Origin of the sequence: Fictibacillus sp. KU28468 (genome assembly GCF_026153615.1) — a bacterium.
GTDB lineage: Bacteria > Bacillota > Bacilli > Bacillales > Fictibacillaceae > Fictibacillus_C > Fictibacillus_C marinisediminis.
Genome location: NZ_CP110666.1, coordinates 324,966 through 337,191, shown reverse-complemented (window position 1 = coordinate 337,191; position 12,226 = coordinate 324,966). Strand labels below are relative to the sequence as shown.

Below are 12,226 nucleotides of genomic sequence, written 5' to 3'. Positions count from 1 at the left end.
ACTTTTATCTACTCTAAAATTACCAAAGTTGAAGGCAAAAGGAAAAAAATTGGTGCCAGGCACCGCGATTACACACATGTGTAAAGACGGTGCCTGGCACCAATTAAGGCACCAATCGAACCAATTAAAGGAATTTACGCGGTCTGCTCATTACCTGCTTTTTTGCTGACAGCAAGCGGACGTGTAAGGGCACTGACGATGAGAAGGACGATGATGTTGACCAGCAAGGCGACGATGCCGATGTTCAAATCTTTGACTGCTTGGGGGAGCATAGGCAGCAAGATTGCGAGCGTTGTTCCTTTGATAGAAACATAGGCCACAACGGCTACACCGCAGGCAATGCCGGCAAACGCTCCCTGCTTGGTCACGAAGGGCTTTTTCGCCAGACTGAACAGCAGCGCCGGGAACAGCTGGGTAACGAGGCTGTATCCCATCAGCAGCAGCGTAACGATGGTATCTCCGCCTTTAAAGGTGAAGAAAACGGCGATGAGCGCCATGACCGGCACAAGGTATTTTGCCAGCTTGGCCACTTGCTTGTCCGTTGCAGAAGGTGACACGACTTTATAAACATTTTTCGCAAAAAGGGTAGAAGCCGCCATGAGTAGCAGCGAACCTGGAACCAAAGCGGTAAGCAGTCCGGCCGCTCCGATCAATCCAATAACCCACGGATCAAACGTCTGGACAGCAAGCTTGAACAGTGAAAGGTCGCCATCTGGCCCTTTCAATCCAGGAACTTTTAAGATGGCGGCAAACCCGACAAACATGACGAAAAGCAAGATGAGAGAATACAGCGGCATGAAGACTGCATTTTTGCGGAACACTTTTGCATTTTTCGCGGTAAAAGAGGAGGCAAACGTATGCGGCCACATATAAAACCCAAGTGCCGTCAATAGAACGGTAGAGATAAACCAGCTTACGCTCATACCTTCGCTCGGCAAAGCAAGAAAGCCCGGCCTTGCGGCTTCGATGGATTCAAACATGGGCTGAAAACCGCCGTAATGGTGGAGGGGAAGATATATTCCAAGAAACAGTACGATCGCTAAAATCATGAAATCTTTTAAAACGGCCGTCCAGGCTGAACCGTGGATGCCAGAGATCATAACGTACACCGTCACGGTAATTACACCGATCCACACCGCGGCAACCGGCGAGATTTTTCCATATGAGGCTTCTGATACGATGATTCCCAACCCTTTCAGCTGCAGCACCAGATACGGAATCATAGCGACGATGCCGACAAGGGACACAAATACACCGAGGTAGGGACTTTTGTATTTGCTGACGAAAAAATCAGACTGTGACACGAGTTTGTTTTCATTGGCGTATTTCCAGATTGCGGGAAGCAAAAAGTAGGAAATGACATAGGCAAGTGCGCCGTATGCCAGGATGTATAATGACGGGCCGCCTTTTCCATACGCCCAGCCGCTTCCGCCAAGAAACGTAAACGTTGTGTAGATTTCTCCTGCCATTAAAAGGAACACGAACATCGTACCAAAACCCCGTCCCCCGACGCTCCATTGCTCGAGGTCCATATCTTTTCCCCGTTTGGCACGGACTCCAAGGTACAAGGACAGAATTAAAAACAATGCGAGTATGATCAGTGATGTGTTCATTTAGTGCTCCTCCTTGTTCACCGGATCTATTTTGTAAATAAGAGCCATCAAGGCGGCTGTAATCAAGACCCAAAGCAGGATCCAAAACATGAGGAACGGCATACCCAGTACATAAGGTTCAACCTTGTTGGCAAAAACCAGCCCTCCAAACATCCCGATAAACGGCAATACTGCAATCCAATGAATCAGTTTCATGCGCCAGCCTCCTCTTCGTTTCTGTACAGCATTTTTTCGGCAGCCCGAACAAACATGGCGACCCCTTGCTCTAACGCATCTTCATCAATGGTAAAACGGGCGTGGTGATGCGGGTAGGTAATTCCTTTCGCCTTGTTGCCCGCGCCGGTAAAAAAGAAGCAGCCGTCCGCTTTTTGAAGGAAAGCAGAAAAATCTTCGGCGACCATATTCGGTTTCATCAATTCAACTTGCTCAGCTCCGTATAGTTCTTCAGCTGTCTCGTGAAGGAAGCGCGTTACTTCATCCTGGTTGATCACTGCCCGGTACCCATTCTCGTAGCGGAACTCATAAGCTGCTCCATGAGCGTTGGTTATTCCTTTGATGACCTGCTCCATCAGCTTGGGTGCCTGTTCCCTGACCGCAGGGTTAAAGCTTCTGACCGTCCCGCAAATCTCCACAGAGCCAGGGATGACATTATGTGTCGTCCCGCCTGTAAACTTTGTAACAGAAAGAACAAGCTGCTCCAGCGGATCGGTGTTTCGTGAAACAATGTGCTGAAGGTTGGTCACGACCTGTGAGGCGATTGCAATGCTGTCGATCGTTTGATGCGGAAGCGCTGCATGGCCCCCTTTTCCGTGAACGGTCAGAAAAAACGTATCCGGTGCTGCCATCATAGGCCCATAAACAATCCCGATTTTCCCTACTTCAAGCGGTGACCAAAGATGGGTCCCAATTACAGCGTCTACACCGTCCATCACGCCTGCCTGTACCATCTCCTCGGCGCCGCCAGGGTAAAGTTCCTCTGCATGCTGAAAAATAAAACGGATTTCGCCATGAAGCCCGTCCTTTTTCTGAGATAAAATTTTAGCCGCTCCAAGCAGCATGGCGGTATGCCCGTCGTGGCCGCACGCATGCATGACACCAGGCTTTCGGGATACAAAATCAAAATCGTTTTCTTCCATAATCGGAAGTGCGTCAATATCCGCACGAATGGCAAGCACACGGCCCGGTTCATTGCCTGTCAGTGTTGCCATTACACTGTTCTTCGTTGGACGGGAAAGTTCAAGATTTCCAAACGATTGAAGCATCTGGTAAATAAATTGGGACGTCTGTTCTTCGCTGAATGACAGTTCCGGATACATGTGAAGATGCCTGCGCCACTTCACAACCTGATCTTTTACCCGCTGACTCTCTTTTACTGCTGTTAACGTTCTCATGATTCTCCCCCACCTTCCAATCGATATGAAGGCCATTATATAAGAAGATTAATAGTTTGAAAAGAATAAATATACGGATTTTTCTGATATTTGAACCCGTTCTCATGGTAGGGATGTACTAAGGCGGTGCCAGGCACCTCGATTACACAAGCATGTAACGGCCGGTGCCTGGCACCCACCGCCCCGTTTAATAATTATGATGTTTAGGGAAGATGATAAGAAAAAGGAGGCTGAGGATAATGGATGCGAAACGAGAAAACAACGGCGGACAAAATGACCTGCAACAGCAGGATCTCAGCAGTAATGAGGATTTTTCCCAAGACGAAGTATATGGGGAATTAGAATTTTCCGATCAGGCAGTCATCAGCGGTATCGTACATCATCTAGTACATCCTGGAGAAGCAGAAGAAGACTGCGAAGAAGAAACCACATAAAAAATGGTGCCAGGCACGCAAATTACACACTTGTGTAACCGCGGTGCCTGGCACCATGCATTTGGTACGATGTATTTATTTTCTATGACCTCACATCACGCTTCTGGAAGACGGCGAACGTGATCACAAGGAAGACCGCCGTATAGGCTGCGAGCATGCCCAGGGAGAAGGAAAGTGACATACCTTTAACGAGCTGCATCCCTTCATCAAGATATTGGGTCAAATCCATGTTGGGAAACAGCGTGTATTTTGCCCATGACTTTCCGCTGAATATGGTTGTAAGAATGTTACCGGCAAACATAACGAACATGGAAACACCAATCGCCACAGAGCTGCTGTAAAACAGTGTGGAAATCATGAAGGCTAATGCAACAAGCACGGTGAACTCGATGAATTCCAGCCCCATGTTCGCCAATACATAATGGGAGATCGATTTTTCTTGGACTACCCCATCGACATTCGTCAAATACGGCTGGTCCATTCCGCCAAACCCATAGAATACACTGCCGATCAGCCATGTGGATACGATAAGAACGATCCACAATAAGAAGGCGAATCCAAGGGTAGCCAGAAGTTTGGAGAGCAGGATCTTCCAACGGCTGTATGGCCGGATCAGCAGCATTTTTACGGTACCCTTCGCAAATTCGGTTGCCACAATGTCACTCGCTACTACAATAACAAACAATCCCAATAACGAGGACAGCGGCGAAAAATCTTTCATAAACTTCCAGCTTGTTGTTTCATAAGGAGAGATATCATGCTTGATGGCGTATTGATTCTGTTTATACTCCGTTTCCAATGACTCCCTGAACATTTTGGGCGTTTTATCCTTTTTAGCCTGAGCAATTTCCTTTTTCAGTTCTTTATTCTGTTCCGTCAGCTCTTGCTTCCATTTTGCTTTTACCGACTCGTCTTCTGTAACCTTGCCGTAGATCGCCACGCCCAAAACGATAAGTATGGGAAGTGCAATAAACACCCAAGTTCTTACCCTGCTGAAAATTTTAACCCATTCATTAGTGACCAGTGACAGAAACTTCATTTAGATCTCCTCCTTTCCCCGTCATTTCAAGGAACCTTTCTTCAAGCGTTTTCTTCTTCAGCTGAATGCTGTATACCATAAATCCTGCCATGACGAGCCTTTTATTGATATCACCGATCGCATCCGGCTGCTGGATCTGTAAAACGAGTTCATTCTCTTCCACCACAACCTGGATATCCGGAAGCTGTTCATGAAGAATCTCTTTCGCTTTTAAAAGATCGCCATCCACTTTGAAATGTACGGTGGCGTCTGCCTGATCGGTAACGTTGGTTACGTTATCTATCCGAACGAGTTTTCCGTGCTGAATCACAGCGACACGGTCACATATCAGTTCCATCTCCGCTAAAATATGGCTGGAAACGATGACTGAAGTCCCTTGATCAGCAAGCGCTCGCAAATAATTTCGCAAATCATGCATCCCTTGAGGATCAAGCCCGTTCGTCGGTTCGTCCAGAATTAGAAGTGAGGGATTGTGCAAAAGAGCCTGGGCTACACCGAGCCGCTGCCTCATGCCGAGCGAGTAGGTTTTAACCTTTTTATGAATGGCATACTCCATTTCCACCAGCTTCACGACCTCATCGATTCGTTCTTTCGTCACTCCTGGCATGATGCGTGCATATTGCATCAGGTTTTTGTAGCCTGTCAAATAGTCATACATTTGCGGATTTTCTACAATGGCCCCGATCTGTTCCATCGCTTTTTCATAGTTCTTGCGGATATCCAGGCCGTTCACCAGGATTTCTCCTTCTGTCATCGAAATCAAACCGACGATCATACGGATCGTTGTCGTTTTCCCCGCTCCGTTCGGTCCGAGCAGTCCAAAGATTTCCCCCTTTTGAACACTGAACAAAAGATTGTCTACTATATTTTTGCCTTTGATCCGTTTCGTTACCTGTTTTAATTCCAGCGTATGTACCGTTTCCATAATTCCTCCTGTCCCCTGTTTCATCATTTCAGAATTTTTATTTCCGTTTCCAAATAATAACATATCGCACTCTATTTTACGGGTCAATCTCGTTAATAAAGGTGCCAGGCACGCAAATTACACAAGAGTGTAATTGCGGTGCCTGGCACCTTTTTACTGGATCAAAAGAAAAGAACCTAATGATTGCAGCCTGACGTCTCCTTTGAACGTTTCACCTGTCATGGCGTCCTTCCAGGTGCCCTTTGGCAAGGAGACCCGGTGGCTTGCTGTCGTTGAATGGTTCAACAAACATAAGAACTTGCTGCCGGCCTCTCCATCACGTATTACCATTTCAACATCGTCCGGCAGTTCGATCGTCTGTACGCCAGCCTGAGCAAAAATGTCTCTGTACAGCCGCACAAGAAAATAATCTTCTACCGCTGTACCGATATAATACACGTTGCCTTTTCCGTACTTGTTCTTCGTGATCGCAGGTGTACCTTCATAGAAAGCATCCCTGTAGACGGCGAGGACCTCGGCCGATTTCGGCTCGATCAAGTCACACCACACTGTGGCCGGCGACATGATGTCCATGATGTTCCCCGCTATTCCCGTTACACGTGTCTGCTGGCCGTTTTGAAGGGATTCGTACTCATGGACTTCGATGCCCGCAAGCTCTCCAAGTTCTCCGGGAAGCGTCATTTCCGTAACCGCATTGTTCGGCTCTTTCACGCCTGCCCGATAGGAAAGCACCACCGTTCCGCCATCTGCCGCATACTTCTTCAGTTTTTCCGTAAATACCGGATTGGTTAAAAAGTAAACGGGAACGATGACCGTTTTCAGCCCGTCAAGGCTGCTCTCCGGAGAGACCATATCAGTAGCCGCGTTCAAACGGTAAGCACCGGAATAGAAACGAAGCATCTCCTGCTTATGAGTAAACGCATCACTCTGCGGCTGGATTCGCCAAGCCCAGGCATTTTCCACATCGTAATACACGCCGACTTCTGCTTTATATTTAGTGGCGATCCACTCATCTCCGAATATTTTCAGAGCATTGAATACTTCTTTCACCTCTTCAAACTTTCGCCTCGGCTTACCGTCGTGATCCAAGATTCCATGGCAGAATTCTTCGGTTCCGAAACGGGCGGCGCGCCACCTGAAATAGACGATCGCCTCCGCTCCCCGTGCAATAGCCTGGTACGTCCAAAGCTTGATGTGCCCTGAACGAGGCAGGTAGCCGATATGGCTCCATCCCTGTGCCCCGGATAGCTCCTCAAGCACCCAATAGCCTTTTCCGTCCTTTGTTGAACGGCAAAGATCATGTTGCTGGGCAATCGCGGCAGGCGGAATCGGTTCAGGTAGACCGCCCCAGACCGGGTAGTTGTCAAAGGATATGAAGTCGAGGTCCTTCGCGATATCCCGCTGTTTTAGGGCAAGTTCGGTAAAGACAAAATTATGGGTGATAAACTGCTGATCTGAAATATGCTCTCTTAAAATATCAGCCTGCAGCTTGTTGTACGCTGTATAGCTGTCTGCGCAAAACCGGTCAAAATCAAGCAGCAGACCCGGATTATGTTCCTGAAATACTTTCCGGGGAACAGGGATCTGCTCCCACGCCGTATAGGTTTGGCTCCAGAAGACCGTACCCCATGCTTCATTTAATGCCTCCAGGCTGCCGTATTTTTTGCTGAGCCATTCCTGAAACGCCATGCGGTCTTCATCACCATAGCTGCGGTCCGATTTTTCATGGCCATACTCGTTATCCGTCTGCCAGCCGATGACATCAGGATGCTGGCCATATTTCTCGGCCAGTTTACGGACAATTTTTCGGGTGAATTTCTGATAGGTCTTGCTGTTCACCGTATAATGCCGGCGAGCACCGAAAGAAATCTTTACACCGTTCTCATCAACCGGCAAAATTTCAGGATACTGATGCGCCATCCATGCAGGAGGAGCCGCTGTCGGCGTACCGAGGATGATTTTTATCCCGTTTTCTGTAAGCAGATCAATCGCTTCATCAAAAAGGGAAAAATCGTACACTCCTTCTTCCGGCTCCATCAGCTGCCAGCCGAATTCGGCGATTCGCACCACATTAACTCCAAGCTCCTTCATCAGTCTTACATCTTCAGGCCATCTGGATTTTGGCCACTGTTCCGGATAATAATCTACTCCTATAAACATGCCGCTCACTCCTTTGTCTCTCTATTCTTTCACCGAACCGTGCAAAATACCAGAGATAAGCGGTTTTTAAAGCAGAAGTAAGAAAATCAAGATCGGTGAAGTAAGTATGGGACATTCGAACGCTTCTTCAGTATCTTTCTTATCTAATGAGGATATCCGGCCGTCGCAGTGTTTGTCCTCCGAATGTTACTTCAAGGTAGGGCCATCCCCTGGTTTCGGTCAAAATTTCAGCTTTATTTTGTTGAATGAGGACGGTGTCTTCTGATTTCACACCGGGCAGCGAAGGATTCCATGTGAATACCATGTTTTCCTTCACCTCAGTTTCTGATTCCATTGTTGCGATAAACTCTCTGGAGTCATATCCAGTTGGCCCTCCTTGATGGAGGAGTTTCCAGTCTTCCGGATGGCCCTCTTCCACGTACTGCTGTATCCCTTTTTTGAACACTTCACCAACCGTTGTACCAGGTTTAGTAGCGGTTATAAAAGCCGCATCAATACGAGCGAGTTTTTCTTTATGATCAGACAGTTCCTGAGACAGCGGCCCGAAATGTACAACCCTTGTCAGGTTGGCGACAAGCCCCTCACGCTCACCGCAAATCACCAGCAGCCCATGCTTTTTCAGTTTCTTAGAAGTAGGAACCGGGTGGCGGTAGGAATAGATGCGTTCATCTGTAGCAACAAGCAAAACTTGAAGCCTGATCCCCTTGGATATCGCCTGTTCTGCCACCATCCCGGCAATTTCATGTTCCGTCTGCCCAGGCTCCATCTTCCGGCAAACCGATTCAAGTGACCACGCCGTATCCTGGCACAGCTTGCGGTAACGCTCCACTTCTTGTTCATCCAATATGGATCGAACACGTTTCAGTTCCTCCGTCATGTCGGCATAGTCTTTAAACGGCGTATCCGTCCCCATCCTTTTCCCTTTTCCAAGTTCAGAGATCAAATGATCAGAGCCTTTAAACCACTCATCCGTCACCACTTTAACTTCATGAGAAAAATGGGAGAGTTCTTCTTCCTTTATGCGCCGTTCTTCCATCTTGGTCGTCACCACATAGATCTCATCTTCAAAAATCACAAGATCTGCAACACCTTCCGTGATTCCAAGCACGATCTGGTTCTGGCGGCCGCTTGTTACCCATGAAAAATGGTTCCGTTTTCTCAGCAGTATTCCGTCCAGATGGTTTTCTTTCATGATGTTTCTGATCTTACCTAGAGCCATTGTCCGGACCTCCATCGGCATAACCGTTTGGATGATGGAGATGCCAGTTCCAGGCGTGTTCTACCATTTCATGGACATCAGGATATTTTGGAACCCAGCCCAGTTCATCCTTTGCTTTTTGAGAAGAAGCGATAAGAATCGCAGGATCGCCTGCTCTTCGCGGAGAAGAAACAGCTTCGATGGTTCGGCCTGTAACCGTTCTGCATGTATCGATCACCTGCTTAACCGAGAACCCCTTACCGTTGCCAAGGTTGTATACGCCGCTCTCTCCAGTTCTCTTTAATTTTTCGAGAGCCAGGCAGTGAGCGTCAGCCAGATCCATCACATGGATGTAATCCCGGACACAAGTACCGTCTTCTGTCGCATAGTCCTCTCCGAATACAGAGATATGCGGCCGTTTTCCAAGGGCGGCTTCAAGAATGATCGGAATCAGGTGAGATTCTGGTGTATGATCTTCTCCAATTCCTCCTTTTGGATCGGCGCCTGCCGCATTAAAATACCGGAGAGCGACTGCTTTCAGCCCATAAGCCTGATCTGCCCAATGAAGAAGTCTTTCAATGGCCAGCTTCGTTTCTCCATAAGGATTAGTTGGAAGCGTCCGGTCGCTTTCCTGAATAGGGATGGTCTCAGGTTCCCCATAGACAGCGGCAGTAGAGGAGAAGACAATGTTTTTCACGCCATTTTTCACCATGCGGTCGACCAGATTCAATGAACCCGCCACGTTGTTCTGGTAATAAGAAATCGGATCTGCAACACTCTCACCTACAAGAGAGTTGGCCGCAAAATGTATAACTGCTTCAATGTCATTTTCTGAAAAAACATTATCCAGCAAGGCGCTGTCATGCAGATCTCCTTCATAGAACGGAACATCCTTCAGCACAGCCTCCCGATGCCCTTTTTGCAGGTTATCCAACACGATGACTTCTTCGCCTTTTTCACGCAGACACAATACGGTATGGCTGCCGATATAGCCTGCTCCTCCGGTTACCAATATGGCCATTATCTCTTCACCTCTTTGATTTCTTTTACACCGTCTCCAATTTCACAAACATAAAAGTCAGGCGATAAACCCGTTTGTTGTTTGTAGTTTGCTGCCACGTTCTGTTTGAATGCTTCTACCTGTCCGTCTTCCACGATGGAAATGGTGCAGCCGCCAAAACCAGCGCCGGTCATTCTCGTACCTATGCAGCCGGGCTGCTGCCCCTGAATGTCAAACAGTGCGTCAAGCTCCAGTCCGGTCACCTCATAATCGTCACGCAATGAAACATGGGACTCCTTCATATACAGGCCAAACGCAAGTAAATCTCTATTTTCGAGTGCTGCTACGGCTTTTTGAACACGATCATCTTCAGTAACTACATGTCGGACACGCTTTTTAATCGTTTCATCAGCCAGATGGGCTTCCATTTTCTTAAACTGAAGAGGGCGAAGGTCACCGAGTGCATTAACACTCTCTATATGCCTTTGGATGATTTCCAGCCCTTGTTCACACTGTGCTCTTCGTTCATTGTACTTGGAGTCTGCAAGCCCTCTTCTTTTATTTGTGTTTGTGATGATAAGCTTGTATCCTTCGATTTCAAGAGGAATCAATTCAAACTCATGACTCTGGCAATCTAGAAAAACAGCATGGTCTTTCTTTCCGAATCCGACCGCAAACTGATCCATAATTCCGCTGTTTACACCGATAAACTGATTTTCCATCCGCTGGCACAGCTTGGCGAGCTCCAGCATGGGCAGTTCCTCTTTTTCCAATACTGAAAAACCAAGCGCACTGGCCATGCCAATCGATGCAGAAGAAGAAAGGCCAGCACCATTCGGAATATTACCCGTGTATAAAACATCAGCCCCTGAGAGCTGGATACCCAGCTTCTGCAATTGCTGCAGGATACCTTTCGGATAATTTGCCCAATCGTCAGCCTTATTATAGACAATGGGCTGTTTTGTATCGATTGAAACCTCCAATGGGAAGTTCTCACTCTTCAAACGGTAGACACCATCGTTTCGCTGGCGAATGGCCATATAGGTTCCAATCGTTAATGCAGCTGGAAATACAAAACCGCCGTTGTAGTCGGTATGTTCCCCAATTAAATTTACGCGTCCGGGTGCAAAGAAAAGTCGTACGCTGTCGTTATTTCCCGGAAAATATTCTTGAAATCGTTTCACCCATTGGTTGTCCACGGCTTATTCCCCCTTACTTTCACTGTAACGCTTGATACATTTGCGCAGGATTTCTGCATTTTCTTCCACTTTGGTTGGATTAGCTGCTGCCCATCCTCCTGTTTCAGAGGAGGAATTAAATTTTAATTTGTCGTTAGCACGAAGCGGAGGATAGAACTCGATGTGAAACCGATAAAAATCCTTATACGGCTCATTAGAGTTCGATGGACGCTGATGCATGACCATCATGTAAGGAAACAGCTTGTCATAGATTTTATCCATACCTCCGACAAGATCTTGAAGCATATCCCCCAGTTCCGTTCTTTCTTCCTCCGTGAATTCGGTCAGTGCAATCTTCGCTTCTTTGCTGACAATGTAAGCTCCGTACGGATAGTCCGTAAAGAACGGAATGAACGCAATAAAATGCTCACTTTCCAATAGGACACGCTCCCCGAACCGCTTTTCCTCGGCTACCATATCATCAAACATGTTCCGTTGGTTTTCTTCAAAATACTCTTTGCATGCTTCCAGCTCCGTTTTTACTTTTAACGGAATAAAAGGGTAAGCATATACCTGTCCATGCGGGTGAGGCATTGTAACCCCAACTTCCTCTCCGCGGTTTTCAAAGATCATGACATACTCATGATTCGGATCCTGATCCAGTTTGACGAATGTATCCGTCCAAAGGTTCATCAGCTTTTTCATATGATCTTTGGACAAATCAGGAATCGTGTCATAGTGGCCCGGTGAATACAGCACCACTTCGCACTTTCCATACGCTTCTTTCGTCTGATACAACCCGCCTCCTACTCCATCTGGTTTTGGAGGGTTTGGTGAAAGAACAGGGAAATCGTTGTGATACAGATGCACCTCATAGTTATCGGGAACTTTCCCGGATCCCGGGCAGAACGGACAAAAGTCTTTCGGCATATGCGGTCTGTTTTGCCGGCTGGCAGCCACCATCGTCCAGTCTTTTAATAAAGGATTATATCTTAGCTCAGCCATACAAGCGCCTCCTGTCTTCTCTTTTTATTAATTTAATTAAATAAGTAGAGGGGTAAAAAAGGGAGAAGTGCCCCCCTTTACTTGTTGATCTTACGGTTTTCATTCTTATTGTTCTGAAAAGCTTCTTTTAAAGACATTTTTCCTTCATCCGTACACCGGCTTGTTTTTAAAGTATTCGTTGTTCTCCTTAAAATAAGGGACCTCTACAATCTAGCCAGCTTTCTGCACGGGTGTTCATCGCCTATACAGATTTTCCTGATTGAAGATCGCTGAATCAGAGCCC

11 protein-coding genes are annotated in these 12,226 nt (G+C 47.2%); 1 reads left to right on the top strand and 10 read right to left on the bottom strand.

The window, feature by feature from the left end; all coding sequences use genetic code 11:
• Window positions 1-134: 134 nt before the first annotated feature.
• Genes OKX00_RS01750 through OKX00_RS01740 form a run of 3 tightly spaced genes read right to left on the bottom strand, consistent with a single transcriptional unit; the run spans window position 135 to window position 3,004 of the window.
• The gene (locus OKX00_RS01750; protein ID WP_265409158.1) at window positions 135-1,613 is read right to left on the bottom strand and encodes a sodium:solute symporter family protein; all 1,479 of its coding nucleotides are present in this window, start codon (window positions 1,611-1,613) and stop codon (window positions 135-137) included.
• Window positions 1,614-1,808: a DUF3311 domain-containing protein gene (locus tag OKX00_RS01745; protein WP_053356525.1), complete on the bottom strand. Its 195-nt coding sequence runs from the start codon at window positions 1,806-1,808 to the stop codon at window positions 1,614-1,616.
• On the bottom strand, window positions 1,805-3,004 hold the full coding sequence (locus OKX00_RS01740; protein ID WP_265409157.1) for a M20 family metallopeptidase: 1,200 nt from the start codon (window positions 3,002-3,004) through the stop codon (window positions 1,805-1,807). The genes OKX00_RS01745 and OKX00_RS01740 overlap by 4 nt, the downstream gene beginning before the upstream one ends.
• A gap of 239 nt (window positions 3,005-3,243) precedes the next feature.
• Here OKX00_RS01740 and OKX00_RS01735 point away from each other — a divergent pair, with 239 nt between their 5' ends.
• On the top strand, window positions 3,244-3,438 hold the full coding sequence (locus OKX00_RS01735) for a hypothetical protein (RefSeq protein ID WP_265409156.1): 195 nt from the start codon (window positions 3,244-3,246) through the stop codon (window positions 3,436-3,438).
• Between the two features lie 82 nt (window positions 3,439-3,520).
• Here the strand turns inward: OKX00_RS01735 and OKX00_RS01730 are convergent, their stop codons facing one another.
• The 7 genes from OKX00_RS01730 to galT all read right to left on the bottom strand — a co-directional run bounded on the left by OKX00_RS01730 (window position 3,521) and on the right by galT (window position 11,943).
• Window positions 3,521-4,477 (bottom strand): ABC transporter permease, encoded by a 957-nt coding sequence (locus tag OKX00_RS01730; protein ID WP_265409155.1) that lies wholly within the window; start codon window positions 4,475-4,477, stop codon window positions 3,521-3,523.
• On the bottom strand, window positions 4,452-5,402 hold the full coding sequence (locus OKX00_RS01725; RefSeq protein ID WP_265409154.1) for an ABC transporter ATP-binding protein: 951 nt from the start codon (window positions 5,400-5,402) through the stop codon (window positions 4,452-4,454). Before OKX00_RS01725 ends, OKX00_RS01730 begins: the two co-directional genes overlap by 26 nt.
• Before the next feature lie 153 nt (window positions 5,403-5,555).
• Window positions 5,556-7,562, bottom strand: a complete 2,007-nt coding sequence (locus tag OKX00_RS01720; protein WP_265409153.1) for a beta-galactosidase — start codon at window positions 7,560-7,562, stop codon at window positions 5,556-5,558.
• Between the two features lie 139 nt (window positions 7,563-7,701).
• Window positions 7,702-8,781 (bottom strand): M24 family metallopeptidase, encoded by a 1,080-nt coding sequence (locus tag OKX00_RS01715; RefSeq protein WP_265409152.1) that lies wholly within the window; start codon window positions 8,779-8,781, stop codon window positions 7,702-7,704.
• On the bottom strand, window positions 8,768-9,781 hold the full coding sequence (gene galE / locus OKX00_RS01710; protein ID WP_265409151.1) for a UDP-glucose 4-epimerase GalE: 1,014 nt from the start codon (window positions 9,779-9,781) through the stop codon (window positions 8,768-8,770). The genes OKX00_RS01715 and galE overlap by 14 nt, the downstream gene beginning before the upstream one ends.
• Window positions 9,781-10,959, bottom strand: a complete 1,179-nt coding sequence (locus tag OKX00_RS01705) for a galactokinase (RefSeq protein ID WP_265409150.1) — start codon at window positions 10,957-10,959, stop codon at window positions 9,781-9,783. Before OKX00_RS01705 ends, galE begins: the two co-directional genes overlap by 1 nt.
• A gap of 3 nt (window positions 10,960-10,962) precedes the next feature.
• Window positions 10,963-11,943 (bottom strand): galactose-1-phosphate uridylyltransferase, encoded by a 981-nt coding sequence (galT, locus tag OKX00_RS01700; RefSeq protein WP_265409149.1) that lies wholly within the window; start codon window positions 11,941-11,943, stop codon window positions 10,963-10,965.
• Window positions 11,944-12,226: the final 283 nt, after the last annotated feature.

Bases quoted from the DNA above. Each gene is read 5' to 3' on its own strand.
- OKX00_RS01750 (WP_265409158.1), bottom strand. From the start codon at position 1,613: ATGAACACATCACTGATCATACTCGCATTGTTTTTAATTCTGTCCTTG.
- galT (WP_265409149.1), bottom strand. From the start codon at position 11,943: ATGGCTGAGCTAAGATATAATCCTTTATTAAAAGACTGGACGATGGTG.
- OKX00_RS01715 (WP_265409152.1), bottom strand. From the start codon at position 8,781: ATGGCTCTAGGTAAGATCAGAAACATCATGAAAGAAAACCATCTGGAC.
- OKX00_RS01740 (WP_265409157.1), bottom strand. From the start codon at position 3,004: ATGAGAACGTTAACAGCAGTAAAAGAGAGTCAGCGGGTAAAAGATCAG.
- OKX00_RS01720 (WP_265409153.1), bottom strand. From the start codon at position 7,562: ATGTTTATAGGAGTAGATTATTATCCGGAACAGTGGCCAAAATCCAGA.
- galE (WP_265409151.1), bottom strand. From the start codon at position 9,781: ATGGCCATATTGGTAACCGGAGGAGCAGGCTATATCGGCAGCCATACC.
- OKX00_RS01725 (WP_265409154.1), bottom strand. From the start codon at position 5,402: ATGGAAACGGTACATACGCTGGAATTAAAACAGGTAACGAAACGGATC.
- OKX00_RS01735 (WP_265409156.1), top strand. From the start codon at position 3,244: ATGGATGCGAAACGAGAAAACAACGGCGGACAAAATGACCTGCAACAG.
- OKX00_RS01730 (WP_265409155.1), bottom strand. From the start codon at position 4,477: ATGAAGTTTCTGTCACTGGTCACTAATGAATGGGTTAAAATTTTCAGC.
- OKX00_RS01745 (WP_053356525.1), bottom strand. From the start codon at position 1,808: ATGAAACTGATTCATTGGATTGCAGTATTGCCGTTTATCGGGATGTTT.